Here is a 25,161-nt window from a genome sequence, read left to right on the forward strand (position 1 = left end):
CGCGGCGCAGCTGATTCACCGCAACTTCTCCGCCACACGCATCACTGCACTGCGCGAACGGGGGTTCGCCTTGACCTCTTCGGCGGACGCGTATTGCGGTTTGCCCAGCAGCTTCAGGCGCGGCACGAATTTTTCAGGGATGATCGGGAGGTCGCGCGGCAAGGTATCGGCCTCGCCTTTCGCATGCCGGCGCATGAACTGTTTGACGATGCGGTCTTCCAGCGAGTGAAAGCTGATAACGACCAGCCGGCCGCCGACGTCCAGCGCTTCAAGAGCGGCTTCAAGCCCAGCTTCCAGGTCGCCAAGCTCGTTATTGATAAAAATGCGCAGCCCCTGAAAGGCGCGTGTCGCTGGGTTCTTGCCTTTCTCCCAAGCGGGATTGGCCACCGTCAACACTTGGGCGAGATCCGCCGTACGCTCGAAAGGCTGCACAGCCCGACGCTGTACCACGGCGCGGGCCATGCGCTTGGCAAAGCGCTCCTCACCGTACTCCCTGAACACTCGGGCGATATCGTCTTCGTTGGCCGTTGCGATCCACTGGGCGGCGCTGACCCCCCGACTCGGGTCCATGCGCATGTCCAATGGGCCATCATGCAGAAAGCTGAAACCGCGCTCGGGGTCGTCCAGCTGCGGCGAAGACACGCCAAGATCTAGCAACACACCGCTCAATGTGCCAGTCCAGCCGCGCTGCGCGAGCTCTGCGCCAAGCTCGGCAAAACTTCTCTGCACAACGACAAAGCGGCCATCCTCGGCCGCCAGTGCTTGCCCCGTAGCGATTGCTAGCGGGTCTTTATCGAATCCTAGCAAACAGCCATCAGGCCCAAGCTGCCGCAACAGCAGACGGCTATGCCCGCCGCGCCCAAAGGTCCCGTCCAGATAGCGGCCATCCGGGCGCACGGCGAGTGCCGCGACGGCCTCGTCGAGCAAAACGGTCACATGGTTATAGCTGCTGGTCTGGCTCACAGGATTAGATCACGCAATTCTTCCGGCAAAGCACCGGGTTGTTTGATGGCCGCCAGGTCCGCATCTGCTTGCGCGTTCCAGTCGTCCTCGTTCCACAAGCTGAACTTGTTCAGCTGACCGACCAGCATGGCCCGCTTGTCCAGACCGGCGTATTCGCGCAAACGCGGTGGCACCAGGACGCGACCATTACCATCCATCTCAAGATCGACCGCATTACCAATGAGCAAGCGCTGCAGCCGGCGACTTTCTTCTCTAAGAGAGGGCAGCTCGCGCAACTTGGCTTCGATCTGCTCCCACTCCGGCAATGGGTAAATTCCGAGACAACGGTCGACGGCATCAATGGTGATGATCAACTGCCCCTCGCAACGCGAAACGAGCTCGTCACGATACCGGCTGGGCATGGCTAGCCGGCCTTTGGCATCGAGACTGATGGCGTTTGCTCCGCGAAACACGGTTGCGCTTCCCCTGATTTAGCTTTCCATGCCCATAAATACCCACTTCGTTCCACTTTCTACCACTTGTGCGCACTATAGAAATGCAGCAGCCCCACCGTCAAGGTACGCCTGACGGGAAAAACCCTTATGTGACGGGAATTTAGCAACCGAAACGGAGATAAACGGTAAACCGGAAGGGATAGCTGATAGAGATATGCAGCAAACGCAGAAACCTGCACTTCGAAGTTAAAGTACTTTGTGAAGAGCAAGAATTTTTTGGACTAAGACAGGCGGGATATTTCAAGAAAAGTCGGAGAGTCGATCTGTAAGCCGGGTTCTGTCGAGGACAGTCATTCCTCTACGACAGCCATCACTGACTGCCTCTAGCAACCTACCCGGATCCAGCGCGGGCCACGCCAATGGATCCCTATTTGGTCTTGCTCCAAGTGGGGTTTACCTAGCCACGGACTGTTGCCAGCCGCGCGGTGCGCTCTTACCGCACCTTTTCACCCTTACCGGCGCCGAAACGCTTAGGCGGTTATTTTCTGTGGCACTTTCCGTAGGCTCACGCCTCCCAGGCGTTACCTGGCACTTCGCCCTATGGAGCCCGGACTTTCCTCCCTCCCTTCTTGCGGAACAAAAAGAGACAGCGACTGTCCGATCGACTCTCCGGCGGCCAGGGTACTTGTCTACGCCGACACCCGCAAGCTTGATAGTTGGCCGCCTTAGCATCAGAAGCTCTCGAACTGGCCACCCGGTGCACTTACTGACTGGCACCCTTTTCTTGCAAGGCCAGCTGATAAAGCAGGTTCTTTCTGACTCCAGTAATTTCCGAAGCAAGCGCCGCGGCTCGCTTGACCGGTAGCTCAGCCAAGAGCAGATCCAAAATCCGGCGCGCATCTACATCGACCGCCTCGTCTTCATTCGGCGCTTGCCAGCCCCCCACTACAAGCACGCACTCGCCGCGCTGCTGATTGGCATCGGACTCTACCCAAGCGCGCAATGCACCCAAAGGAAGGTCTTTCAGCGTCTCGAACGTCTTGGTCAACTCCCGCCCCAACACCGCAGGTCGATCGGACCCGAACACTGATTCGAGGTCGCCAAGCGCAGCAAGAATACGATGCGGCGCCTCGTAGAAGATCAACGTACGCGGCTCAGCCCGAAGATGCTCCAGGCGAGCAAGGCGTGCAGCCTGCTTAGCAGGCAGAAACCCCTCAAAGATAAAGCGATCGGACGGCAGCCCGGCAGCGCAGAGCGCAGCAATAAGCGCACACGCACCGGGCAGCGGAACGACCCGGATACCCGCGGCGCGGGAATACCTGACGAGGTGGTAACCCGGGTCGGATATCAAGGGTGTGCCAGCATCGGAGATCAAGGCCACATCTTCGCCAGCCAACAGTCGCCGGATGAAACGCCCTCCCTCGCCTCGCTCGTTATGCTCATGACATGCAGCCAAGGGTGTGGTGATGCCAAAGTGCTGCAGCAGGCGAGATGAATGCCGGGTATCTTCCGCCGCAATCAGTGCGACCTCGGATAACACGCGCAAAGCCCGCGCGCTTATATCTTCGAGATTGCCGATAGGTGTGGCGACGACATAGAGCGTTCCCGCCGCGGAATTCACATCATCTGTCGCAGTCACAAGGCTTACCTCAGTCACTAAAACGCGCATTGTAGCCCGTTTACGGGCCGCGACATCGCGACCCCACCAACGCTTGGGTACAATCCACCGACACCCGCCAGCGCCTTTTCAGGAATGAACACATGACGGCCCGCTTTCGCCCGCTAATCTTCTTATGCATTGCTGCCTTGCTGTCGGCCTGCGCCAGCTCGCCATCCTCCACCCTCGGTGAACTGCCTCGCACCCCACAGGCATCGACGCAACAACTGCTGAAAGATGCCGATGCCAGCGATCCAGGCAAGGCTGCGTTGCTGCGGCTGTCAGCAGCCGACCAGAGCATCCAGCAAGACAACCTGACCCAAGCGCGACAGATACTGGAACAAGTCGCCATTGATCAGTTGATGCCAGCGCAGCAGATGTTCGCCAAAACGCTGGAAGCCGAGCTGGCCCTGGCCGCTGGGAAGCCCGAAGGCGCGCTCCAAGCGTTACAGCATCCAGCCTTTGAACGTCTCGCAGAACTCCCTGTAGAGCAACAACTTCGCACCCAACTGGCTCGCGCCGAGGCGTTCGAAGCAAACAACCAGCCGCTCGATGCAGCGCGCGAGCGCACCTTCATCGCGCCCCTACTTAGCGGTGAAGCGGCTGAGCACAATCACGAGACGATCTGGTCTCTGGTCTCGAATCTCGCGCCGGAGCAACTGCAACAGACCGCCGACACCGACCTCGCAGGATGGATATCGCTGGCTACCGCCGTCAAACAGGCCGGCACGCTCGTCCAGCAAAAACGCGCCATCGAGGCCTGGCAGCAGCAAAACCCAAATCACCCAGCCGCACGGCGCCTGCCCGACCCGCTGCTAAAGCTCAAGCAGCTGGCAGACAAACCCTTATCGCACGTAGCGCTTCTGCTGCCGATGGAAGGGCCGCTGGCCAGCGTTGCACGCGCCTTGCGCGACGGATTCCTAGCAGCCCATCTTGCAGGGCAACAGGACCTGAAAATCGAACTGTTCGACAGCACCCGCCTGTCTTCTCTAGACGACTTTTACCGGCAAGCGTCTGCCTCGGGTGTTGAGTTGGTGATCGGCCCATTGGAAAAGGATATGGTCCGCCAACTGGCCGATCGCGAACAGCTGCCCATTACCACCCTGGCCCTGAACTACAGCGATGCGAACCAACAGGTGCCGCCGCAACTGTTCCAGTTCGGGCTGGCGGCAGAAGACGAAGCTCGTGAAGTCGCGCGCCGCGCCTGGACCGATGGGCACCGCCGCGCAGTGGCTCTGACGCCTCGCGGCGACTGGGGCAATCGGGTGTTTGAAGCTTTCCGCCAGGAATGGCAGACGCTAGGTGGCACAGTGGTTGCCGCTGAACCCCTGGCCGAACCCATCGAGCTAGCAAACCAGATTGCCGATATGCTGCAGATACGCAGTAACGGAGGCAGCGACGAGTCGCAGCCATCGCGTCGCCAAGATATTGATTTCCTGTTTCTTGCCGCCACGCCGCAACAGGCGCAACAAGTCAAACCCACCCTGATTTTCCAGTACGCCGGCGACCTCCCCGTCTACGCGACTTCGCACCTACATGCCGCCACAGATAACCGCACGCAATACCTGGATCTCGAAGGCATTCGCTTCACCGAAACCCCCTGGCTGCTCGATCCGCAATTGCCCCTGCGCCAGGAGATCGAGCGCAAGTGGCCGCAAGCCCGGGGCAGCCTAGGCAGGCTGTATGCCATGGGTGCCGATGCCTACCAGTTGGCGCCGCGCCTGAATCAGCTTCTTGCGTTACCTGACACACAGATTGATGGCCTTTCGGGGACGCTCAGCCTAACTCCGCAGCAGCGGATCGAACGGCGCTTGCCGTGGGCCGAGTTCCGGGACGGGGAAGTCCAGCCGCTCCCGGATATTCCAGATTGATAGCGACCAGCAAACAGCTCAGCGGAAAGCGCGCAGAAGATTTTTCATTGCAGCATCTTCAGGCGCACGGGCTACGCCTGCTCTGCCGCAACTGGAGCTGCCGCAGCGGCGAGCTTGATCTGGTCATGCTCGATGGCGATACAGTAGTATTCGTCGAGGTTCGGTACAGGCGCCATGCCGCATGGGGCGGCGCACTCGAGAGCGTAGACCTGCGCAAACAGCAGAAGCTGATCAAGGCGGCCCAGCTGTTCCTACTAAAGGAGAGTCGCTGGGCAAAACATCCCTGTCGCTTCGATGTCGTTGCCATAGACTCGACCGAGAGCGGAGCGAAGCCCTGCTGGATTCGAAATGCCTTCGATAGCTGAAAACGCTCCATGCGAGTTTCGCAGCATCTCGCAAACATCACATCTGCACCAATAGATCCTTGCGGCACGGCTAAAGCAGCCCAGCCCGTCACCTGAAGGTTTATTTCCGATGGACATGCAATCCCGTATACGTCAGCTCTTCCTCGCCAGCATCGAAACCAAGCAAAGCGCGATGGAAGTGCTCGCACCCAGCATCGAGCAGGCCGGGCAAGTGATGGTCAATGCCTTGCTCAGCGAAGGCAAAATCCTGACCTGCGGAAACGGCGGCTCCGCCGGCGATGCTCAGCATTTCTCCTCAGAGCTGCTCAACCGTTTCGAGCGGGAGCGCCCTAGCCTGCCGGCAATCGCGCTGACGACGGACAGCTCGACACTGACATCCATCGCCAACGACTACAGTTACAACGAAGTGTTTTCCAAGCAGATCCGCGCATTGGGTCAGCCGGGTGATGTGCTGCTGGCAATTTCAACCAGCGGCAATTCCGCCAATGTCATCCAGGCGATACAGGCCGCGCACGACCGAGAAATGGTAGTGGTCGCCCTCACCGGTCGCGACGGTGGTGGAATGGCTTCGCTACTGCTACCGGAAGACGTTGAAATCCGAGTGCCCGCCAAGGTGACCGCACGTATTCAAGAGGTCCATCTGCTGACCATTCATTGCCTATGCGACCTGATCGACAACCAACTCTTTGGGAGCGAAGAATGACTTCAGTCCACCTGCATGCGCTTACGCTCGCGCTGTGCCTCGCCGTCACTGGCTGTAGTTCCGTGCTTACCGCCACACGCGACGACCCAATTGACGATAATCGGGGAACCCGCACGATCGGCAGTACCATTGACGACTCGCTAATCGAAACGAAAGCAGCCGTGAATATTGCAAAGGCCCACCCGGACCTCGATCAGGCATCCCATATCATCGTTGCCAGCTACAACGGCGTGGTTCTGCTGGCGGGTCAAACACCACGTGCAGAATTGAAACAGCTAGCCGAACAGGCCGCCAGCTCAGTTCAGCGCGTCAAACGTGTACACAACGAAATTCAGGTACTAAAACCTTCATCCGCCCTGGCTCGCAGCAACGACTCCTGGCTGACCACCAAAATCAAAGCACAGATGCTGGCAGACGCGAGCGTTCCTGGCTCCCGCATAAAAGTCATTACCGAGAACGGCATTGTTTACCTGCTTGGCCTCGTCACGCGGCAGGAAGGCAATCGTGCAACGAGCGTGGTGCAAGGCGTTTCCGGCGTGCAGCGCATCGTCAAGCTGTTCGAATATATCGATTAAAAGGCTTAGAGGCGGAAAGCGTAATAGGTGGGTGCAGCCTTGCATCCCACCGATTTGCCTTTCAGCCTCAATTGCCTATCGGCCTCAATTATTTAACTACTTTCAAGCTAGGACGCCCACCCGGGGCTGGACGTGACGGCGTGCTCGTCCCGGCCGAAGCATCATCGGATGGAGTCTCGTCATCCGGCGGAGTAGGCTCAACCTCGAACACCATCCCCTGCCCATTTTCCCTAGCGTAGATAGCCATGACCGCTGCAGACGGGACGTGCAAGCTATGCGGAATACCACCGAAGCGCCCTTCGAAGCTGATCGCCTGGTTATCCATCTTCAATTGACGTACCGCACTGGGCGCCACGTTCAAGACGATTTGGCCATCACTGGCAAAGCCATCAGGCACCTGAACACCTGCATGATCGGCATTGACCAGCAGATGCGGAGTGCAGTCGTTGTCGACGATCCACTCGTACAACGCCCGTACCAGATAAGGTCGACTCGATGTCATATACAGCCCCTCTTAACGCATGCCGCGCTCAACGGCGGATAGACTGACCTGGAAGGCCTCCCGAGCAAAATTGATCTCCATGTAATCGAGCAGCGGTTTCGCCGCTCGCGGCAAGTCAATTCCAAGTTTGGGTAAACGCCACAGGATAGGCAACAAGCAGCAGTCAACCAAGCTGATGTCATCACTCATGAAGAAAGGTTTTTCAGCAAATACCGGCGACACGCCCGTTAGGCTTTCGCGCAGCTCTTTTTGCGCCTGGGCACGCGCCGCATCAGCTGTGCGGCGATCGCCGATCCGATCCACCAGTGCACACCAGTCGCGCTGTACCCGATGTATCAGCAGGCGCGTATTGGCCCTGGCCACGGGGTAGACAGGGAGCAACGGCGGGTGCGGATAGCGCTCTTCGACATACTCGGTGATCACACTCGGCTCATATAGCGCTAAATCACGATCCACTAGCGTCGGTACGCTGGCGTACGGATTCACCTCGGTCAGCCTGACCGGACAGTGCGCCGAATCAACGTCAATTATTTCGACACTGACGCCCTTTTCAGCAAGCACATAACGCACTCGATGCGAATAGTGGTCGGCGGGATCGGAATAGCAGGCCAACCGGTTGGTAGCGGCCATAGGGTCCCTCCTCAAAAATATGCGATGGCAGAAAAAAACGCGCGCCCATGAGGGCGCGCGCAGGGTAACGCTAATAAGCGAAGAATCAGTGGATATCTTTCCAATATTCCCGCTTGAGCAGATAGGCAAACACGAAGAAGAAGGCCAGGAAAAGCAGCACATAGGTACCGATACGATGGCTTTCTAACTTGACCGGGTTAGCCGAGTACGCAAGGAAGGCCACCAGATTCTTGATCTTCTCGTCGTATTCGGCCTCCGTAAGCTCACCAGTACCTGGCACAACCGTCATGGCATGGCAGTCTTCGTGCGTGATCGGAGTACCGGTCAGCGGATCGAATTGCTTGCGACCGTCTTCGACGATTTGAACCTGCTTGCACGCAACCGATTCGCCTTCAGGCAGCCTGCTTGGCAACACCTGACGCCCCTGCAACGGGGCCAGTACATGCGGCATGCCCACATTAGGGAACACCGCATTGTTGACCCCATACGGACGCGTAGGATCTTCATAGAAACTGCGCAGGTAGGTGTATAGCCAGTCGTTCCCACGCACTCGCGCTACTAGCGTCAGGTCCGGCGGAGCGGCACCAAACCAGGTCTTTGCATCGTCCGGCGTCATGCCGATCTTCATGTGGTCGCCGATTTTGGCGCCAGTGAACACTATGTTGTCGAGCATGATCTCTTCGGGAATACCCAGATCTGTCGCAACGCGCTCGTACCGCTGGTACTGCGCGCTGTGGCAGCCCATGCAGTAGTTGGTAAAGGTCTGTAGACCATCCTGCAACGCCACCTTATCAGTCAGGTCAATATCGACCTCATCCAGGTGAACGCCAGTGCCAGCGGCGAAACCGAAGGCTGGCACCAGTGCAAGAATCAATGCAGCAAATTGCTTTTTCATCAGCCAGCCACCCTTTGCGGAACTACTTTGGTCTTCTCGAGCTTGGTGTAGAACGGCATCAGGATGAAGTAACCGAAGTAGATAGCAGTACAGATCCGAGATACCAATGTGCGCTCAGGCGTCGGAGAAAGCACACCAAGCACGCCAAGGATGACGAAGGAGACGCAGAACAACAGCAGCGCAACTTTGCTCATCCAGCCCTTGTAACGCATCGACTTGACCGGACTACGGTCAAGCCAGGGCAGCACGAACAGCACAGCGATGGCGGCGCCCATGGCAATTACACCAAGCAGCTTGTCCGGGACCGCGCGAAGAATTGCGTAGTACGGGGTGAAGTACCAAACCGGCGCAATGTGCTCAGGCGTTTTGAAGGCGTTCGCCACTTCGAAGTTGGGCTTCTCGAGGAAATAACCGCCCATTTCCGGGAAGAAGAACACGATGGCGCAGAACACGAACAAGAACACGACTACACCGACGATATCCTTCACCGTGTAGTAAGGATGAAACGGAATACCATCGAGCGGCACGCCGGCTTCGTTCTTGCTTTTCTTGATGTCGACACCCATCGGGTTGTTCGACCCGACTTCATGCAACGCCAAGATGTGCAGTACAACCAGCCCCAAGATCACAATCGGCAGCGCAATCACGTGCAGCGCGAAGAAGCGGTTCAGGGTGATGCCGGAAATCAGGTAATCACCACGGATCCACTGAGTCAGATCGTCGCCGATAACCGGGATAGCACCGAACAGCGAGATGATCACCTGAGCGCCCCAGTAGGACATCTGCCCCCAAGGCAGCAGGTAGCCCATGAAAGCCTCTGCCATCAACGCCAGATAGATCATCATGCCGAAGATCCAGACCAGTTCGCGCGGCTTCTGATAGGAGCCATACAGGATCCCACGAAACATGTGCAGATAGACCACGACGAAGAATGCCGACGCTCCCGTGGAATGCAGGTAGCGAATGATCCAACCGTATTCGACGTCGCGCATGATGTATTCGACGGAGGCGAACGCACCTTCTGCAGACGGCTCGAAGCTCATCGTCAGCCAGATACCGGTGAGAATCTGATTGACCAGAACCAACAAGGCGAGAGAACCAAAGAAATACAGGACGTTGAAGTTCTTCGGCGCGTAGTACTTGCTTAGATGGTCCTCCCACATCTTGGTCGCGGGGAAGCGCGCATCGACCCATTCCATGAACTTGCTCATCATGCGCTCTCCTGATCCACGCCGATGACGACGATGGTGTCCGTCTCGTAGGTGTGTGGGGGAACCGGCAGGTTCAAGGGCGCAGGCTGGCCCTTGTAGACGCGGCCAGCCAAGTCATACTTCGAACCGTGGCAAGGGCAGAAATAGCCTCCGAGCCAATCAGCACCTAGATCAGGCGCAGCCACTTCCGGACGGAAGGATGGGGAACAACCAAGGTGCGTGCACAGTCCGACCACAATAAGCACTTCTGGCTTGATCGAGCGAACCGTCGGATCGACATAGGTCGGCTGTACCGAAGCCTCGGAACTGGGATCCGCCACCGTATCAGTCAGCTTGCCTAGATTCGTCAACGCCTCTTCGGTACGACGAAGGATAAACACCGGCTGACCGCGCCATTCGGCAACCATCTGCTGGCCCGGCTCGATCTTGCTGATATTTACCTTAACCGGTGCACCGGCTGCCTTGGCCTTGGCACTCGGGAACCACGATCCCACAAACGGGACCGCGGCACCCACCGCTCCTGCAGCACCTACTACCGAAGTAGCGGCTACCAGGAAGCGACGCCGGCCAGCATTCACGCCGTCATTGCTCATTCAGTCGTCTCCCATCAGTTTCTTATGGCCTACCGAAAGCAGGCGTCTACTACGTGCGTCTACCGTAAAACGAGGCCGCTAAAAATTCGCCAAATGGTAAAGAAAACCCCCTCGCATGACAAGGTAATAACGGGATACAACCTTACGTCAGGCCCCGAAAATCGGGGCCTGACGCGTGACAAGCTGTCGCAGCAGCGAAACGGCAGCCATAAAAAAACGCCCAGCTCCGTGAGAAGCTGGGCGTTCTTTTTGAGAAGCCTGAATTAGCGCTTCGAGTACTGCGGACGCTTACGCGCCTTACGCAGACCGACTTTCTTACGTTCAACTTCGCGAGCATCGCGAGTGACGAAGCCAGCCTTACGCAGAGCAGGACGCAGAGTCTCGTCATATTCCATCAGGGCACGAGTGATACCGTGACGGATCGCACCGGCCTGACCACTCACACCACCACCCAGAACAGTCACGTAGATGTCGAACTTTTCGACAGTCTCGGTCAGTTCCAGAGGCTGACGAACGACCATGCGAGCGGTTTCACGCCCGAAGAAGTTGTCCAGCTCACGGTTGTTGATGGAGATTTTGCCAGTACCCGGACGCAGGAATACGCGCGCGGTTGCAGTCTTACGACGGCCAGTGCCGTAGTTTTGAGTCGCCGACATAATGAACTATTCCGTTAAATCTTCAGTTCTTGGGGCTGCTGAGCGGTATGCGGATGATTAGCACCCTTATACACCTTCAGCTTACGGTACATGTCGCGACCCAACGGGTTCTTAGGCAGCATGCCCTTGACCGCGGTCTCGATCACACGCTCTGGCGCCTTGGCGATCAGCTTCTCGAAGTTGATCGACTTGATGCCACCCGGGAAACCGGAGTGAGAGTAGTACATCTTGTCGGTGGTTTTCGCACCGGTAACACGCACTTGCTCGGCATTGATAACGACGATGTAATCACCGGTATCGACGTGAGGGGTATATTCCGCCTTGTGCTTGCCACGCAGGCGGCTAGCGATTTCGGTTGCCAGACGACCCAGGGTCTGGCCGGCAGCGTCGACGACGAACCAGTCGCGCTTGACGGTTTCCGGTTTAGCAGTAAAAGTCTTCATTCGTTATAGCCTCAGGGGCCGCCCTGAAAATAAGACGGCGAATCTTACTGAATGGTGCTCGCCCTGGCAAGACCAGGACAGCCGGAAACAGACGCTATCGGGGGCTCGGGTCAGCGCGTCCGCTACGGCAGTGTTCGGTAGGCTAGGCATCCCCTACCTTGTTTTTGCGTCAACGGGCTAGGCATCCCCGGCGACAGGCTGCGGAATTATCCGGATTACCAGCCAAATAGCAAGCAGCTTCTCGGCCTTCCGCGCATTGGTACGACGCATCGCGATCCAATCGACGCTACCAGCTACCAGCTACCTGCTACCTGCTACCAGCTACCGCGACGATGGCACCATCGCTGCAGGCGAAGACAAGAAACTTACCGCCTGCGCTACCATCCCAATCTGAGAACTCTTCAAACGCAAGGACACCGCATGGAACAGCGCCAACTCGGCCGTACCGAACTCAATGTCACAGCCCTCTGCCTGGGCACTATGACCTGGGGCGAGCAGAATAATGAAAGCGAAGCTTTCGCCCAGATGGACCGCGCGAAAGCTGCCGGTATCAATTTCGTCGACACCGCCGAAATGTACCCGGTACCGCCGAAGCCGGACACCTATGCCACCACTGAGCGCTACATAGGTAACTACTTCAAGGCACGCGGTAATCGTGCCGACTGGATCCTGGCCAGCAAGATCGCCGGCCCCGGCAACGGCATCAGCCACATCCGCGACGGTCACCTGAAGATGAACCGCCAGCACATCGTTGCTGCACTGGATGCGAGCCTGCAGCGCCTACAAACGGATTGGATAGATCTTTATCAGCTGCATTGGCCGGAGCGCAGCACAAACTTCTTCGGCCAGCTCGGCTACCGTCACCAGGATCAGGACTTCACGCCAATCGAAGAAACCCTGGAAGTGCTAGACGAGCAAGTAAGGGCCGGCAAGATCCGCCATATCGGCCTGTCGAACGAAACGCCGTGGGGCACCATGAAGTTCCTGCAGATCGCGGAAGCCCGAGGTTGGCCGCGCGCCGTATCCATTCAGAACCCCTATAACCTGCTCAATCGAAGCTTTGAGGTCGGGCTCGCCGAAATTGCCATGCGCGAGCAGTGCGGACTCCTCGCCTACTCTCCGCTGGCCTTCGGCATGCTCAGCGGCAAGTACGAGCAAGGCGCGCGGCCAGCCGGAGCACGCCTGACGCTGTTCAGCCGCTTCGCTCGCTACGCCAACCCACAATCGCAGGCGACATGCTCCCGGTATGTGGCGCTTGCCAGGGAGCATGGCCTGGACCCTGCACAAATGGCACTGGCCTATGTGACCCAACAGCCTTTTGTAACCAGCAACATTATCGGTGCCACTTCAATCGAACAGTTGGAAAGCAATCTCGCTAGCACCGAACTGCAATTATCAGCAGAGGTGCTCGAAGCCATCGAAGCAATTCACACCGAACAACCCAACCCCGCCCCTTGAGGAACTCTTGAACCAACTATCCGCTGACCGAAACAAGGCGCAAGCCTTGTCGATGCGACCACCAAGTCAGCCTCTTGCGTGAGGAGCCCGTAGATGATCGCTGCCGAACTGCTCGCGCCGACCAGCCTTGTGCTGGGATGGCTGCTCTATGCCGCCGGACTGATATGGGCTTGCATGCGTGCGCCCTGGGTCGAGCTGTTCAGCGATACGCGGCGCCAGCACCTGCTGTTCGGTGCGGTCCTGGCGATCTTTCTGCTTTGGTTGGTCCGCCGTGACTTCGATTCGGGTTTATCTTTCCACTTCATTGGACTGACGGCGGTCACGCTACTGCTTGACTGGCCCTTGGCGATTCTCGCTGCCTTTATCGCCCAACTTGGATTGACGGTCACAGGCCACCAGCAACTGGTTGCCCTCGGCCTGAATGGCGTGCTGCTGGTATTGATACCCGTGACGGTCACCGAAGCTTGCGCGATCGCCGTGGAGCGCACCCAGCCTCGCAATCTATTCGTCTATATATTCTTTTCGGGTTTTTTTGCGGCCGGCCTCGCGACCCTGATCTGCATCTTGGCAGGGCTCGGAATCTTGCTAATCGACGGCCTCTATCCAATGCCTCCCTGGCTGGATGACTTCGCCGGGTACATCTGGCTGGTGATGTTTCCCGAGGCTTTTATCAACGGCGCGGTCGTCAGTGCGTTAGTGGTTTTCTATCCGGACTGGATGGAAACTTTCAACCGCAGTCGCTACTTGCAAGCTCCTTGGAAAGACGACAGCAACGATGATATGTGAGTAAGCCGTAGCGCTAGCCAGCCGCACAACCAAGCCGCGACGCGAACGCGCCCTCAGTGCTGGCGCGGCGGCATATCGTCGGAAAACAGATCATCCTCAAGCTCATTACCCGGGATCGCATGCTCCTCCGATGCCCAGGCACCTAAGTCGATCAGCTTGCACCGCTCCGAACAGAAAGGTCGATTCGCACTTTTGACACTCCATTCGACCGGCGCGCCGCATGTTGGGCATTCGACAACAGGAATACTCATTCCTGACCTCCTCTTAGCGTCAGATAAAAATCATGTAAACGTCTAACCTCACTCTCCAGCCAGGCCCGGTCCCGATCATTGACCAGCACATCATCAGCATGGCGCAAACGCTCTTCGCGACTGGCCTGTGCCTTGAGAATGGCACGGATCTGCGCTTCGCTGGATTGATCACGCTGGATGGCGCGCTCCAACTGCAACGCCTCTGGTACATCAACCACCAACACGCGAGCAACCTGCTGGTACTGACCGGACTCCACCAATAGCGGCGAGACCATGATCGCGTACGGCGAGCTAGCCCGAGCGAGGTGCTCAGCGGTCTCCTGGCGTATTAGCGGATGCAATAGCTGTTCAAGCCATTTGCGCTGTTCCGGCTCACGGAACACCCGCTCACGCAGTGCCGCTCTATCCAGACCACCATCGGACGCGAGAACACTTTCACCGAACCGTTCGACAATCATCCCCAGGGCCGGCCGGCCTGGCTCGACAACCCAGCGCGCAGCATGATCAGCATCGACCCAATGCACCCCGAGGCGGCCGAACGCTTCCACAACCGCACTCTTGCCGCTACCGATACCACCGGTCAAACCAAGCACCCAAGGCTTCATCACGATCCGTCCAAAGGATAAAACGACGCGCAGTAGTAACGTCTGAAATCCGAGGATGCAAGCGCAAGGTAAATGCCCGATCGAATGGATCGACCTTTTCAGAACTGAGGAAGCTGGCATTCGCCAAGGGAGCGAACGTCACACTAATGCAACACGTTGCAGCCTATTGAGCGATGGTGGGGATTCGACGTCGCTGTGCACTTATTTGGATTCACGGTGTTACAAACAGCTATCAGAAGTGAGACCAGCAACGAGCTGCTGCCTATGCGGCCAGCCTATCACTCCACAGCTGGTGAGCGGGGTGGCCAACTTGCGAAACGGGAAACCGCTAAAGCGAACCGGCCCTGGATAACCAACCGCTAGAACCTGGCAAACAGCAGATAGGCCGACGTGATCTCATCACCCCAGAGCAGCGCGACCCAACCCGCAATCGCGAGGTACGGGCCGAAGGGAATGGTCGCGCCGCTGTCCGCCTTTTGCATGCGCAGCATGATAGTTCCCAGGACCGCACCCACGACGGACGAGAGAAGAATGGTCAGCGGCAAAACTTGCCAGCCACCCCAAGCGCCCAGCATCGCCAGCAGCTTGAAGTCGCCATAGCCCATGCCCTCCTTACCGGTCACCAGTTTGAACAACCAGTACACCGACCACAGACTGAGATACCCAGCAACCGCCCCCCACACTGCATCAGGCAACGGCGCAAACAAACCAAAATGGTTAGCGATCAAGCCCAGCCAAAGCAGTGGCAGCACAAGGGAATCAGGCAACAACTGATGATCGACATCGATCATGCTCATCGCCAGCAAGCCCCAAGTCAGTAACAGCATCGCCCCGGCCTGCCAGGAAAAGCCAAAGTGCCAGGCTACATAGCCGGACAAAAGACCGCAGAGCAACTCGACCAAGGGGTAGCGACTGCTGATCGGCGTACGGCACGACGAGCACTTGCCACGCAGCGCTAACCAGCTGACCAAGGGAATGTTTTCCCAAGGTCGTATTTCATGATCGCACTGCGGGCAGTGAGAGTTAGGCAGAATCAGATTGAAGGTCGCAGTCGGCTCGACCGGCAACTCCAGAAACTCACGCGCCTGAGCGCGCCAGTCCCGCTGCATCATGATCGGCAGGCGGTGGATCACCACGTTGAGAAAACTGCCCACCAGCAGCCCCAGCACCAGCGCGCATAAAACAAAGGCCAGCGTGTTGCTGGCCAGGAAAGTCACCAAATCCATTGTTAGACGACAGCCCCAAGCTGGAAGATCGGCAGGTACATGGCAATGATCAAACCACCCACCAGCACACCCAATACCGCCATGATCATCGGCTCCATGAGTGCAGTGAGCCCGTCCACCATATTGTCCACTTCGTCTTCGTAAAAGGTCGCAACCTTCGCCAGCATTTCATCCAGCGAGCCGGACTCTTCGCCGATGGCGGTCATCTGGATGGCCATGCTCGGAAAGGTCCCAGTGGTGCGCATGGAGAAGTTCAGCTGCATACCGCTGGACACATCGCTCTTGACCTTCATCGTAGCATTGCGAAACACCACGTTGCCTGTAGCGCCGGCTACCGAGTCCAGCGCATCTACCAGCGGCACACCGGCCGCGAAAGTAGTCGCCAAGGTCCGCGCGAACCGCGCCACCGCTGACTTGTAGAGGATGTCCCCCACGATCGGCATTTTGAGCAGGAACCGATCGAACCAGTTACGAAAACTCTCGGACTTGCTATGCGCCGTTTTGAAGGCATAAGCAGCACCAAACAGGCCAAGCAATACCAGATGCCACCAGGCCTGCAAGGCCTCTGACAGCCCGATGACCATCAGGGTAAACGCCGGCAGTTCGGCGCCGAAGTTAGCGAACACGTCCTGGAACTGTGGAACCACCTTGATCAGCAGAATGGCCGACACGATCACCGCAACCAGCACAACCGCGACCGGGTAGTTCATCGCTTTCTTGATCTTGGCCTTCAGCGCCTCGGTCTTTTCCTTGTAGGTCGCAACGCGATCCAACAAGGTTTCCAGGGAGCCGGACTGCTCGCCCGAATCGACCAGATTGCAATAGAGATCATCGAAATATTGCGGCTTCTTGCGCAGCGCGGTGGCGAAACTGTTGCCGGCGGCGACCTCTTGCTTGAGGTCATCCACAAGCTTGCGCATGTTCGGGTTATCGAAACCCTCGCCAATGATGTCGAACGACTGCAGCAGCGGCACGCCGGCCTTCATCATTGTCGCCATCTGCCGGGTGAACAGGGCAATGTCCATCGGCTTGATCTTTTTGCCGGCACTGAACAGCGAAGCCGATTTCTTGCGCACCTTTTGCGGATTGACGCCCTGCTTGCGCAGTTGCGCCTTGACCATCGCCGGACTGACGCCGCTAAGCTCGCCCTTAATCTTTGCGCCCTGCCTGTTGGTACCTTCCCAGGCGAAGACACTGGTTTTTATAGCTTTCTGCGCCATGTTAGTCCTTGGTCACCCGGTTGACTTCTTCCAGGCTGGTCACGCCCTGCATGGCTTTTACGAGAGCCGAGGTACGCAGGTCATTGAAGCCGTCTTTACGCATCTGGGTGGAAATGTCGATGGAGTTGCCGTCTTCCATGATAATCCTGGCCAGTGCCGGCGTGTTTTTAACCACTTCATAAATACCGACACGGCCCTTGTATCCGCCTTTGCAATTTTCACAGCCTATCGGGCCGTAAATCTTGAAGGTTCCGATCCTATCGGCAGGGAAGCCCTCTTCCAGTAGGGATTCGCGGGGCAGCTCCACTTCTTTCTTGCACGTGTTGCAAAGCTTGCGCGCTAGGCGCTGGGCAATGATCAGGTTCACCGAGGTGGCTATGTTGAAGGCCGCCACGCCCATGTTGCGCAGACGCGTCAGGGTTTCGGCGGCGCTGTTGGTGTGCAGCGTCGACATCACCATATGGCCCGTCTGTGCCGCCTTGATCGCGATTTCGGCGGTTTCAAGGTCACGGATCTCGCCGACCATGATGATGTCCGGGTCTTGGCGCAGAAACGCCCGCAACGCCTGGGAGAAATCCATGCCCTGACGAGGGTTGACGTTGACCTGGTTGATACCCTCCAGGTTGATCTCCACCGGGTCTTCGGCGGTGGATATATTCACATCCACCGTATTGAGAATGTTCAGCCCCGTATACAGCGATACCGTCTTGCCCGAACCCGTCGGGCCAGTGACCAGAATCATGCCCTGCGGCTGTTTGAGCGCATTCATGTACAGCTGTTTCTGATCTTCCTCATACCCCAGCGCATCGATGCCCATTTGCGCACTGGAGGGGTCGAGAATCCGCATCACGATCTTTTCGCCCCACAAGGTCGGCAGCGTATTTACGCGGAAGTCGATGGACTTCGTCTTGGATAACTTCATCTTGATTCGGCCGTCCTGCGGCTTTCGGCGCTCCGAGATATCCAGCCCGGCCATAACCTTTAGGCGTGCTGAGATACGCGGAGCGAGCTGGATCGGTGGCCGCGCCACTTCATGCAAGATGCCATCCGTACGCAGGCGTACGCGAAATGCTTTTTCATAAGGTTCAAAGTGCAGGTCGGAAGAGCCGCCACGAATGGCGTCAAGCAGCATCTTGTTGACGAAGCGAACGACCGGAGCGTCGTCGGCGGCCTCGCCTGCGTCATCATTCGCTGAATCATCCGACACGGTCTGAACATCGACCCCGTCCAAGTCGACATCACCGAGATCCTCCAGCCCGGAGGTTGCGTTTTCGAAAAACTTGTCGAGGGCCAGCCCGAGCTTGTCGTCCTCGACCAGTATCGCCTCGGTGGTCAGCCCGGTGCTGAACTGAATGTCTGTTACGGCCTGCTGATTGGTCGGATCCGATACCGCCACGAACAGCTTATGGCCGCGCTTAATCAGCGGCAATACACGATGCTGGCGCGCTAACTTTTCAGACACAACGTCCTTTAATTGGATCTCCTTATCCAACGCATTGAGGTCCATGTACGCGACACCAAACTGTTCAGCGGCCAGTTCAGCGACCGCCCGGCCATTGGCGAGCTTGTTCTGCACGACATAGGTCACCAGCGACAGCTTGTTACGCGCCACCTGCTGTTGCGCTTGCAGTGCAGTCTTGTCGTCGAGCAGGCCGGTCAGCACCATCTGCTTGGCCAGGCCGGATAGGGCGATATTGTCCGTCATGGGCGTGGTTCTCCCGTATTAATGCCACGCCTTATAGCGTAGATAAGGGAGGGTGCCAAATGCCGTCGAGCCAGGTGACAAGAATTGTCAGAAGGGCGCGAATCCAGGCACCGTGCACGGTTCACACATTCTCTGAGAGCGGCGTGTTTTGTGGGGTAAACAAGTTGGCACGCCGGCTGCAATGGTGAGAGCAGGCTCAACTGCCTGAACATTTCAAGGAGAAACACATGAAAGCTCAGATGCAAAAAGGTTTTACCCTGATTGAACTGATGATCGTTGTGGCGATTATCGGGATTCTGGCTGCGGTGGCGTTGCCGGCTTATCAGGATTACACGGCACGGGCTCAAGCATCCGAAGTGTTTGTAATGATGGACGGTTTGAAGACCCGTATGGAGGAGTCGCTCGGAACCGGAGCGTGCCCAGCTAACACATCGGCTGCAGTGGGTGACATTCCCAAAGCTGCAGACATGAAGGGCAAGTATGTTGAGTCAGTAACAACTGCCGGCACTGCTCCTGCCTGCACCGTCGCAATTAAGACAGTTAACACCTCAGACATAAACTCCAACATCAAGGCACAAACCGTTACTTTTACGCGTGCAGAGAATGGGGGGAGTGCAAGCTGGACTTGCAAGGTTGGCACTGGTCTTGGCAAGTATTTTAAGAGCTGCACCGAGGGTGTGTAAACTCAGCCCTGTAGCCCTGTAGGGCGGGTGAAACCCGCACGGTTACACATCGCCTGACCGAAACCTAAAACCCTGCCCTCACCGGCGGGGTTTTGTTTTATAGGATCACCGGAACATGGCCAAACATGACGGAACAATCGGTTGCTCTCTGGATGACGATTCGCGTCGCGCCGACCTGCTATCGGCGGGTTGCACCCGTACGCTTATTCAACATCAGAGATGCAGCCATCCGCTTTTCCTGAAGTGCCGGCCCAATCTGCTGGATACACACCTCGCTCGACCCAACGATGGAACGACGACCACGGCCAGTCAGCAATAGAGCCAACTAACCGTGCTTAACCGGATTAGCGTGCAGATAGTCCATGTGCTGGCGGAAGTCTTGATCGTCTCGAATGAGGTGCTCCCAAAACCGGTGCTGCCATAAGGTCCCGCACTGCTTGGACGAGCGCCGCTGCGTGAGAAAGTCAGGTCGAAAATACTTCGATCCACAGGTGCGGGTCACGTGACGTTTGATCAAGCGCCAACGATTGGAGAAATCGGCATCGCCCTCAGGCAACGTCCAGATCGTGTGGAGATGATCAGGCAGCAACACCCACCCATCGATACGAAACGGCAATACCTGTCGAACCTGGGTAATAGCCTCGCGCAAGGCCAGACGCATGTCGTGGTTAGCAAGGATTGGCTGGCGACGCTCCGCAATCACAGTGAAGAAATAGCACCCTCCGGCTACTCTTGCGCGACGAAAACGAGACATGCAAACATCCTTGTTTGAACGGATAACGATCCTGAACGATTCAGTGTCGAGCCGCAACAAGCGGGCAAGGTAAGCGAAACTCGCCATCGCAGAGCCATGCCATGCGGGTTTCACCCGCCCTACGGTGCCGATCGCTCGGGCCACGCGGAGAGTCGCCCCGCTATACTCCGCCTATTCTTGCAGGCAAGCCTTGCCGACAAGCGATACACCAGCGGCGGCCTGTTCACCCAAAGCCGCCGTCCAGCGTCGTTCGATCATGCCCGTCGCCGAGTGCTATGGCGTAATTCGGCGTCTATATACCGATTTCAATACAAAACGAAAATTTTTTCTGGAGGACTCATGAGCTTTACCGTTTACCTGTCCGGCGAAATTCACACCGACTGGCGTGACGAGATCAAGCGTGGCGCTGCCGCAGCCGGATTGGGTGTTCGATTCACCTCAGCCGTAACCGATCACGAAGCCAGCGATGCCGCCGGTGATTGCCTAGGCGTCGAGCCCAACGCCTTCTGGCGCGACCACAAGTCGTCCAAGGTCAATGCAATCCGCACCCAGACGCTGATCCAGCAAGCGGACCTTGTGGTGGTGCGTTTTGGCGACAAGTACAAGCAGTGGAACGCGGCGTTCGATGCCGGTTACTGCGCGGCGCTGGGCAAGCCTTATGTCACGCTGCATGACGCCGACATCGTGCACCCGCTGAAGGAGGTCGATGCGGCTGCCATGGCTTGGGCCACCACCACCGAACAGGTCGTGGAAATCCTGAGATACGTAGTGCAATAGCCGGTTCAGGCAGGTTGCGGTCAATTTGCGTAACACTTCCCGCATGACGAACAAGGCCTTCATCTACAGAAAATTCGGGGACCGATAAGCTAAAAATCTTCGCCCCGGGGCGGGCCTCCCACCAAACGGCCGGTGCGTCACGATCTTTGGAGTGGCTACGTCGCGGCGAGTGCAGTCGGTGAGCCAATGGGTGCGCTGGGCCAGCCCGTCCACAAAGCAAAGCAACGGACTGCTTTTTTGTGGGAGGCGCGACCCGCGGCGAAGCGGACCGAAGCCCCATCAATGTCTTGCGCCTCTCTCCGAGACGAGACACCCAATACACCACACTGCCCAAATACAAAACCTCGCCAGTGGGCGGGGTTCGTCAGCCTCAACGCCCTGCTTCTGCAGGGCGCTTCGTTGCGACAGATAGCTCGCTTAGATGGCTCCACGCGTACGCAGCAGATCGATAACCTGCTTTGCACTCTCCTCGACCGAAAGCGACTCGGTGTCGATCACCAGATCAGCGTTCACCGGCACATCGTAGGGGAAGGACTCACCCGGAATGTTGTCGCCGCCAGCTGCATACAGCCCCTGCGGATCGCGCTGTTGGCAGGCCTGCGGTGAAGCCTGAACATAAACGGTGATAGCCCGATCGGTGCCGATCAACGCCTTGGCCTGTTCGCGACCTTCGGCATCTGGAGCGACGAACGCGGCGAGGGTCAGCAGACCGGCCTCGTTGAACTGACGCGCCACATGGGCGGCACGGCGCCAGTTTTCGGTCCGCCCAGCACGGTCCTGCGGCAGCCCCTTGTTTAGGTCGTGACGCAGGTTTTGGCCATCCAGCACATACACAGCGCGGCCCATGTCGAACAACTTGCGCTCAACCGCATAGGCCAGCGTGCTCTTGCCGGCGCCGGACAGGCCGGTGAACAGCACAGTAGCGGGCTGCTGACCGAAACGGCTTGCACGCTCTTCGGTGGATACATGAGCCAGCGCACCGTGATGGTCGGACGAACCATGAGCAACAGCCTCGGCGATGATCATGCCTGCGCCGACGGTGCCGTTGGTGAGGCGGTCAATGATGATGAACGAGCCAGTAGCTGGATTCCGCGCATATCCATCCAGCGCAATCGCAGCGTCCAGACTGACTTTGACCCGTCCGATCTCGTTGAGCTGCAAGCTGCTGGCCGGGCCATGCTCCAACGTGTTCACGTCCACGCGATGGGTGATACTGGCAATGGAGCCCGGCACGTAGCTGGTGGCGCGTTTGATATCGTATTTCTTGCCCGGCAGCATCGGCTCTTCAGCCATCCAAACCAGCATGGCGTCGAAACTGTCAGTGATGCACGGCAGGTTGTCGGCATGCACGAGCATGTCACCACGGGAGACGTCGATCTCGTCTTCCAGCGTCAGAGTGATCGCTTCGCCTGGTGTCGCCTGCTCCAGCTCGCCGTCGTAGGTCACGATGGATTTGACCGTGCTGCGCTTGCCGGACGGCAGTACAACGATTTCATCGCCCTTGCGCACGATGCCGCTTGCCAGCGTGCCAGCAAAGCCGCGGAAGTTGAGGTTGGGACGGTTGACGTACTGCACGGGGAAGCGCAGGTCGTCGAAATTGCGGTCGCCAGCGATCTCGACGCTCTCGAGAATCTCCATCAGCGACTGCCCTTCATACCAAGGCGCGCGCTCGGAACGGTTGACCACGTTATCGCCCTTGAGCGCGGAGATCGGCACAAAGTGCAGAGACGACGGCTTGAGCTCGATACGTTCGGCAAAGGCCAGGTAATCGGCCTTGATTCGCTCGAATACGGACTGGTCGAAGTCCATCAGGTCCATCTTGTTGATGGCCACGACGATGTGCTTGATGCCCAGCAGCGAGGTGATGAAGCTGTGGCGCTTGGTCTGGGTCTGCACGCCGTAGCGGGCGTCGACCAGGATGATCGCCAGGTCGCAGGTAGATGCACCGGTGGCCATATTGCGCGTGTACTGCTCATGGCCGGGGGTGTCGGCGATGATGAACTTGCGCTTGGCAGTGGAGAAATAGCGATAGGCGACATCGATGGTAATGCCCTGCTCGCGCTCGGCCTGCAGGCCGTCGACCAGCAGCGCCAGATCGACGTCATCGCCCGTGGTGCCGGATTTTTTCGAGTCGCGGGTAATGGCTTCGAGGTGATCTTCGTAAATCATCTTGGAGTCGTGCAGCAGGCGCCCGATCAGGGTGCTCTTGCCGTCGTCGACGTTGCCGCAAGTGAGAAAGCGCAGGAGCTCTTTGCGCTCGTGCTGCGCCAGGTACGCGAGGATGTCCTCGCTGATCAAATCAGACTGATGAGACATGGTGCGGAATCCTTAGAAGTAGCCCTGACGTTTCTTTTCTTCCATCGAACCTGCGCCATCGTGGTCGATGACACGGCCCTGACGTTCGGAAGTACGCGTCAGGAGCATTTCCTGGATGATCTCGGGAAGGCTTGACGCCGTCGATTCCACCGCACCGGTCAATGGGTAGCAGCCAAGGGTACGGAAGCGGACCATGCGCTTCTCGATGCGTCCCTTCTCCTCGTCGGTGAGGTGCTCGAGGATGCGCTCGTCGTCGATCATGATCAGCGTACCGTTCTTCTCGATCACCTCGCGCTCGGCGGCGAAATACAAAGGCACGATCGGGATCTGTTCCAGATAGATGTACTGCCAGATGTCCAGTTCGGTCCAGTTCGACAAGGGGAAGACGCGGATGGACTCGCCCTTCTTCACGTTGCCGTTGTAGACGTTCCAGAGTTCCGGGCGTTGATTCTTTGGGTCCCAGCGGTGCTTGTTGTCGCGGAAGGAGTAGACGCGCTCCTTGGCACGAGACTTCTCTTCGTCGCGGCGGGCTCCGCCGAAAGCTGCATCGAAGCCGTGCTTGTCGAGCGCCTGTTTGAGGCCCTCGGTTTTCATGATATCGGTGTGCTTGGCGCTGCCATGGGTGAACGGGTTGATGTTCTGCGCCACGCCATCCGGGTTGATGTGCGTGATCAGGTCCAGATCCATCTCGTTGACCATCTGCTCGCGGAACCGGTACATCTCCTGGAACTTCCAGCGCGTATCCACGTGCATCACCGGAAACGGCAGACGCCCAGGGAAGAAGGCCTTGCGCGCCAGATGCAGCATCACGGCCGAATCCTTACCGATGGAATAGAGCATCACCGGATTGTCGAACTCGGCGGCCACCTCACGGATGATGTGGATGCTTTCCGCCTCCAGCTGTTTCAGATGCGTCAGTTTGTCGACCATGGCTACTCACGAATTTGCAGATGGGACGGCCGGCACGGCCGGAACGAGGCGCAACTTTAGCACGGCATTAGATTCTAATCAGGACGCCTGTTAGATCTAAATGCTCTAGCTTTATGCCGGGCGAAGCCTTCCCTACTTTCCGAATCACACAGCCCCGCAGCCTTCGAAGGCGCCGCGTCACGCGGGATTTGGACAATCGATAAACAGATGCTCGATGGCAAACCGCTTCGCCAGATGTTCACCCAGTGCCTGAACGCCATACCGCTCAGTGGCGTGATGACCGGCGGCGAAAAAGCTCAGTCCGTTTTCGCGTGCGATATGCACCGTGGGCTCCGAAATTTCTCCCGTCAGGTACGCATCGACGCCTGCAGTTACCGCTTGATCGATATAGCCCTGTGCACCGCCAGTGCACCAGGCAATCCGCCTGATCAGGCCAGGCCCTTCGACCATCAGCGGCTCACGCCCAAGCGCAGCGTGAACTCGACGCATGAAATCAGCCGGCATAAGCGGCGTGTCGAGGGCGCCCACAAGCCCGACCGAACGAGGATTATCCGGCTCCAAAGCGCCCTCAATGGTCAACCCGAGCAGGCGCGCCAACTGCACGTTGTTACCTACCTCGGGATGGACGTCGAGTGGCAGGTGATAGGCAAGCAAACTGATGTCATTGCTGAGCAGGGTTTTCAGCCGGCGCTGCTTGATCCCAACTACCCGCGGATCTTCGTTCTTCCAGAAATAGCCGTGGTGCACCAGCACCACATCGGCTTGCGCCTCGACAGCTGCATCCAGCAACGCCTGGCTAGCGGTGACGCCGCTGACGATGCGCTGTACCTGCGGGCGCCCCTCCACTTGCAAGCCGTTAGGACAATAATCGGGAATCTTCGCAGCATTCAGGAAGCGGTCGGATTCATCGACCAGAGTGGTCAGCGCGACGGCCATGCAGCATCCTCCTACG

The 25,161-nt window shown here is 57.9% G+C and carries 26 protein-coding genes, 1 other RNA gene and 1 pseudogene; 8 read left to right on the forward strand and 20 right to left on the reverse strand.

What is annotated here, in order from left to right:
* Positions 1-15: 15 nt before the first annotated feature.
* The 4 genes from rsmH to rsmI all read right to left on the reverse strand — a co-directional run bounded on the left by rsmH (position 16) and on the right by rsmI (position 3,066).
* Positions 16-963 (reverse strand): 16S rRNA (cytosine(1402)-N(4))-methyltransferase RsmH, encoded by a 948-nt coding sequence (rsmH, locus tag ACIGHL_RS10115; protein ID WP_128120017.1) that lies wholly within the window; start codon positions 961-963, stop codon positions 16-18.
* Complete coding sequence (gene mraZ, locus ACIGHL_RS10120) at positions 960-1,415, reverse strand: division/cell wall cluster transcriptional repressor MraZ (RefSeq protein WP_046164246.1); 456 nt, start codon at positions 1,413-1,415, stop codon at positions 960-962. The genes rsmH and mraZ overlap by 4 nt, the downstream gene beginning before the upstream one ends.
* Positions 1,416-1,707: 292 nt before the next feature.
* Positions 1,708-2,066: RNase P RNA component class A (gene rnpB / locus ACIGHL_RS10125), an RNA gene on the reverse strand.
* Positions 2,067-2,160: 94 nt separating this feature from the next.
* The gene (gene rsmI, locus ACIGHL_RS10130) at positions 2,161-3,066 is read right to left on the reverse strand and encodes a 16S rRNA (cytidine(1402)-2'-O)-methyltransferase (protein WP_413818149.1); all 906 of its coding nucleotides are present in this window, start codon (positions 3,064-3,066) and stop codon (positions 2,161-2,163) included.
* A 92-nt stretch (positions 3,067-3,158) separates the two neighbouring features.
* Between rsmI and ACIGHL_RS10135 the strand changes: the two genes are divergently transcribed.
* The 4 genes from ACIGHL_RS10135 (at position 3,159) to ACIGHL_RS10150 (ending at position 6,568) form a co-directional block, all read left to right on the forward strand.
* Positions 3,159-4,925, forward strand: coding sequence for a penicillin-binding protein activator (locus ACIGHL_RS10135; RefSeq protein WP_128120019.1), 1,767 nt, complete (start codon positions 3,159-3,161; stop codon positions 4,923-4,925).
* On the forward strand, positions 4,922-5,290 hold the full coding sequence (locus ACIGHL_RS10140) for a YraN family protein (protein ID WP_128120020.1): 369 nt from the start codon (positions 4,922-4,924) through the stop codon (positions 5,288-5,290). The genes ACIGHL_RS10135 and ACIGHL_RS10140 overlap by 4 nt, the downstream gene beginning before the upstream one ends.
* Before the next feature lie 109 nt (positions 5,291-5,399).
* On the forward strand, positions 5,400-5,993 hold the full coding sequence (locus ACIGHL_RS10145) for a phosphoheptose isomerase (protein ID WP_128120021.1): 594 nt from the start codon (positions 5,400-5,402) through the stop codon (positions 5,991-5,993).
* Positions 5,990-6,568 (forward strand): BON domain-containing protein, encoded by a 579-nt coding sequence (locus tag ACIGHL_RS10150; RefSeq protein WP_128120022.1) that lies wholly within the window; start codon positions 5,990-5,992, stop codon positions 6,566-6,568. Before ACIGHL_RS10145 ends, ACIGHL_RS10150 begins: the two co-directional genes overlap by 4 nt.
* An 88-nt stretch (positions 6,569-6,656) precedes the next feature.
* On the opposite strand, the gene ACIGHL_RS10155 is transcribed toward ACIGHL_RS10150, so the two are convergent.
* The 7 genes from ACIGHL_RS10155 to rplM all read right to left on the reverse strand — a co-directional run bounded on the left by ACIGHL_RS10155 (position 6,657) and on the right by rplM (position 11,498).
* Positions 6,657-7,070 (reverse strand): ClpXP protease specificity-enhancing factor, encoded by a 414-nt coding sequence (locus tag ACIGHL_RS10155; RefSeq protein ID WP_128120023.1) that lies wholly within the window; start codon positions 7,068-7,070, stop codon positions 6,657-6,659.
* A gap of 12 nt (positions 7,071-7,082) precedes the next feature.
* Complete coding sequence (locus tag ACIGHL_RS10160) at positions 7,083-7,700, reverse strand: glutathione S-transferase N-terminal domain-containing protein (protein ID WP_128120024.1); 618 nt, start codon at positions 7,698-7,700, stop codon at positions 7,083-7,085.
* Between the two features lie 85 nt (positions 7,701-7,785).
* A complete protein-coding gene (locus tag ACIGHL_RS10165) occupies positions 7,786-8,595 on the reverse strand; it encodes a cytochrome c1 (RefSeq protein WP_128120025.1) in 810 nt (269 codons plus the stop codon).
* A complete protein-coding gene (locus tag ACIGHL_RS10170; protein ID WP_128120169.1) occupies positions 8,595-9,806 on the reverse strand; it encodes a cytochrome b in 1,212 nt (403 codons plus the stop codon). Before ACIGHL_RS10170 ends, ACIGHL_RS10165 begins: the two co-directional genes overlap by 1 nt.
* Positions 9,806-10,399, reverse strand: a complete 594-nt coding sequence (gene petA / locus ACIGHL_RS10175) for a ubiquinol-cytochrome c reductase iron-sulfur subunit (protein WP_128120026.1) — start codon at positions 10,397-10,399, stop codon at positions 9,806-9,808. The genes ACIGHL_RS10170 and petA overlap by 1 nt, the downstream gene beginning before the upstream one ends.
* Before the next feature lie 263 nt (positions 10,400-10,662).
* Positions 10,663-11,055 carry a 30S ribosomal protein S9 gene (gene rpsI / locus ACIGHL_RS10180; RefSeq protein ID WP_021209313.1) on the reverse strand — a complete coding sequence of 131 codons (393 nt, stop codon included), beginning with the start codon at positions 11,053-11,055 and terminating at the stop codon, positions 10,663-10,665.
* A 14-nt stretch (positions 11,056-11,069) separates the two neighbouring features.
* Positions 11,070-11,498, reverse strand: coding sequence for a 50S ribosomal protein L13 (gene rplM, locus ACIGHL_RS10185; RefSeq protein ID WP_019342644.1), 429 nt, complete (start codon positions 11,496-11,498; stop codon positions 11,070-11,072).
* Between the two features lie 420 nt (positions 11,499-11,918).
* Between rplM and ACIGHL_RS10190 the strand changes: the two genes are divergently transcribed.
* Entirely contained in the window at positions 11,919-12,956 is a 1,038-nt protein-coding gene (locus ACIGHL_RS10190) for an NADP(H)-dependent aldo-keto reductase (protein WP_128120027.1), read from the forward strand.
* Between the two features lie 93 nt (positions 12,957-13,049).
* Positions 13,050-13,742 carry an energy-coupling factor ABC transporter permease gene (locus ACIGHL_RS10195; RefSeq protein ID WP_128120028.1) on the forward strand — a complete coding sequence of 231 codons (693 nt, stop codon included), beginning with the start codon at positions 13,050-13,052 and terminating at the stop codon, positions 13,740-13,742.
* A 53-nt stretch (positions 13,743-13,795) separates the two neighbouring features.
* On the opposite strand, the gene yacG is transcribed toward ACIGHL_RS10195, so the two are convergent.
* From yacG to pilB, 5 genes are all read right to left on the reverse strand, one after another.
* Entirely contained in the window at positions 13,796-13,993 is a 198-nt protein-coding gene (gene yacG / locus ACIGHL_RS10200; protein WP_128120029.1) for a DNA gyrase inhibitor YacG, read from the reverse strand.
* Positions 13,990-14,598: a dephospho-CoA kinase gene (gene coaE, locus ACIGHL_RS10205; RefSeq protein WP_128120170.1), complete on the reverse strand. Its 609-nt coding sequence runs from the start codon at positions 14,596-14,598 to the stop codon at positions 13,990-13,992. Before coaE ends, yacG begins: the two co-directional genes overlap by 4 nt.
* A 359-nt stretch (positions 14,599-14,957) precedes the next feature.
* On the reverse strand, positions 14,958-15,824 hold the full coding sequence (locus ACIGHL_RS10210; RefSeq protein ID WP_128120030.1) for a prepilin peptidase: 867 nt from the start codon (positions 15,822-15,824) through the stop codon (positions 14,958-14,960).
* A 2-nt stretch (positions 15,825-15,826) separates the two neighbouring features.
* The gene (locus tag ACIGHL_RS10215) at positions 15,827-17,044 is read right to left on the reverse strand and encodes a type II secretion system F family protein (RefSeq protein ID WP_128120031.1); all 1,218 of its coding nucleotides are present in this window, start codon (positions 17,042-17,044) and stop codon (positions 15,827-15,829) included.
* Position 17,045: 1 nt separating this feature from the next.
* The gene (gene pilB, locus ACIGHL_RS10220; RefSeq protein ID WP_128120032.1) at positions 17,046-18,749 is read right to left on the reverse strand and encodes a type IV-A pilus assembly ATPase PilB; all 1,704 of its coding nucleotides are present in this window, start codon (positions 18,747-18,749) and stop codon (positions 17,046-17,048) included.
* Positions 18,750-18,976: 227 nt separating this feature from the next.
* Between pilB and ACIGHL_RS10225 the strand changes: the two genes are divergently transcribed.
* Positions 18,977-19,432, forward strand: a complete 456-nt coding sequence (locus tag ACIGHL_RS10225; protein ID WP_128120033.1) for a pilin — start codon at positions 18,977-18,979, stop codon at positions 19,430-19,432.
* Between the two features lie 203 nt (positions 19,433-19,635).
* Here the strand turns inward: ACIGHL_RS10225 and ACIGHL_RS10230 are convergent.
* Positions 19,636-20,186 (reverse strand): annotated as a pseudogene (locus tag ACIGHL_RS10230) (REP-associated tyrosine transposase).
* Between the two features lie 339 nt (positions 20,187-20,525).
* Between ACIGHL_RS10230 and ACIGHL_RS10235 the strand changes: the two are divergent.
* The gene (locus ACIGHL_RS10235; protein WP_128120034.1) at positions 20,526-20,963 is read left to right on the forward strand and encodes a YtoQ family protein; all 438 of its coding nucleotides are present in this window, start codon (positions 20,526-20,528) and stop codon (positions 20,961-20,963) included.
* 417 nt (positions 20,964-21,380) lie between these two features.
* On the opposite strand, the gene cysN is transcribed toward ACIGHL_RS10235, so the two are convergent.
* From cysN to ACIGHL_RS10250, 3 genes are all read right to left on the reverse strand, one after another.
* Positions 21,381-23,279 (reverse strand): sulfate adenylyltransferase subunit CysN, encoded by a 1,899-nt coding sequence (gene cysN / locus ACIGHL_RS10240; protein WP_446697547.1) that lies wholly within the window; start codon positions 23,277-23,279, stop codon positions 21,381-21,383.
* Between the two features lie 12 nt (positions 23,280-23,291).
* On the reverse strand, positions 23,292-24,209 hold the full coding sequence (gene cysD / locus ACIGHL_RS10245) for a sulfate adenylyltransferase subunit CysD (protein ID WP_446697546.1): 918 nt from the start codon (positions 24,207-24,209) through the stop codon (positions 23,292-23,294).
* Positions 24,210-24,386: 177 nt separating this feature from the next.
* Positions 24,387-25,145, reverse strand: a complete 759-nt coding sequence (locus ACIGHL_RS10250; RefSeq protein WP_446697545.1) for a Nif3-like dinuclear metal center hexameric protein — start codon at positions 25,143-25,145, stop codon at positions 24,387-24,389.
* Positions 25,146-25,161 lie beyond the last annotated feature (16 nt).

This window comes from Pseudomonas sp. NPDC077451, assembly GCF_044543345.1.
GTDB lineage: Bacteria > Pseudomonadota > Gammaproteobacteria > Pseudomonadales > Pseudomonadaceae > Stutzerimonas.

What these genes read in the sequence shown, in the direction of transcription:
- rpsI (WP_021209313.1), bottom strand. Translation starts at nt 11,055, where the DNA reads ATGTCGGCGACTCAAAACTACGGCACTGGCCGTCGTAAGACTGCAACC.
- ACIGHL_RS10170 (WP_128120169.1), bottom strand. Translation starts at nt 9,806, where the DNA reads ATGAGCAAGTTCATGGAATGGGTCGATGCGCGCTTCCCCGCGACCAAG.
- rsmI (WP_413818149.1), bottom strand. Translation starts at nt 3,066, where the DNA reads ATGCGCGTTTTAGTGACTGAGGTAAGCCTTGTGACTGCGACAGATGAT.
- ACIGHL_RS10155 (WP_128120023.1), bottom strand. Translation starts at nt 7,070, where the DNA reads ATGACATCGAGTCGACCTTATCTGGTACGGGCGTTGTACGAGTGGATC.
- ACIGHL_RS10150 (WP_128120022.1), top strand. Translation starts at nt 5,990, where the DNA reads ATGACTTCAGTCCACCTGCATGCGCTTACGCTCGCGCTGTGCCTCGCC.
- ACIGHL_RS10160 (WP_128120024.1), bottom strand. Translation starts at nt 7,700, where the DNA reads ATGGCCGCTACCAACCGGTTGGCCTGCTATTCCGATCCCGCCGACCAC.
- ACIGHL_RS10195 (WP_128120028.1), top strand. Translation starts at nt 13,050, where the DNA reads ATGATCGCTGCCGAACTGCTCGCGCCGACCAGCCTTGTGCTGGGATGG.
- ACIGHL_RS10235 (WP_128120034.1), top strand. Translation starts at nt 20,526, where the DNA reads ATGAGCTTTACCGTTTACCTGTCCGGCGAAATTCACACCGACTGGCGT.
- yacG (WP_128120029.1), bottom strand. Translation starts at nt 13,993, where the DNA reads ATGAGTATTCCTGTTGTCGAATGCCCAACATGCGGCGCGCCGGTCGAA.
- ACIGHL_RS10210 (WP_128120030.1), bottom strand. Translation starts at nt 15,824, where the DNA reads ATGGATTTGGTGACTTTCCTGGCCAGCAACACGCTGGCCTTTGTTTTA.
- petA (WP_128120026.1), bottom strand. Translation starts at nt 10,399, where the DNA reads ATGAGCAATGACGGCGTGAATGCTGGCCGGCGTCGCTTCCTGGTAGCC.
- ACIGHL_RS10135 (WP_128120019.1), top strand. Translation starts at nt 3,159, where the DNA reads ATGACGGCCCGCTTTCGCCCGCTAATCTTCTTATGCATTGCTGCCTTG.
- ACIGHL_RS10145 (WP_128120021.1), top strand. Translation starts at nt 5,400, where the DNA reads ATGGACATGCAATCCCGTATACGTCAGCTCTTCCTCGCCAGCATCGAA.
- cysD (WP_446697546.1), bottom strand. Translation starts at nt 24,209, where the DNA reads ATGGTCGACAAACTGACGCATCTGAAACAGCTGGAGGCGGAAAGCATC.
- coaE (WP_128120170.1), bottom strand. Translation starts at nt 14,598, where the DNA reads ATGAAGCCTTGGGTGCTTGGTTTGACCGGTGGTATCGGTAGCGGCAAG.
- pilB (WP_128120032.1), bottom strand. Translation starts at nt 18,749, where the DNA reads ATGACGGACAATATCGCCCTATCCGGCCTGGCCAAGCAGATGGTGCTG.
- ACIGHL_RS10190 (WP_128120027.1), top strand. Translation starts at nt 11,919, where the DNA reads ATGGAACAGCGCCAACTCGGCCGTACCGAACTCAATGTCACAGCCCTC.
- ACIGHL_RS10215 (WP_128120031.1), bottom strand. Translation starts at nt 17,044, where the DNA reads ATGGCGCAGAAAGCTATAAAAACCAGTGTCTTCGCCTGGGAAGGTACC.
- ACIGHL_RS10250 (WP_446697545.1), bottom strand. Translation starts at nt 25,145, where the DNA reads ATGGCCGTCGCGCTGACCACTCTGGTCGATGAATCCGACCGCTTCCTG.
- ACIGHL_RS10225 (WP_128120033.1), top strand. Translation starts at nt 18,977, where the DNA reads ATGAAAGCTCAGATGCAAAAAGGTTTTACCCTGATTGAACTGATGATC.
- rplM (WP_019342644.1), bottom strand. Translation starts at nt 11,498, where the DNA reads ATGAAGACTTTTACTGCTAAACCGGAAACCGTCAAGCGCGACTGGTTC.
- cysN (WP_446697547.1), bottom strand. Translation starts at nt 23,279, where the DNA reads ATGTCTCATCAGTCTGATTTGATCAGCGAGGACATCCTCGCGTACCTG.
- ACIGHL_RS10165 (WP_128120025.1), bottom strand. Translation starts at nt 8,595, where the DNA reads ATGAAAAAGCAATTTGCTGCATTGATTCTTGCACTGGTGCCAGCCTTC.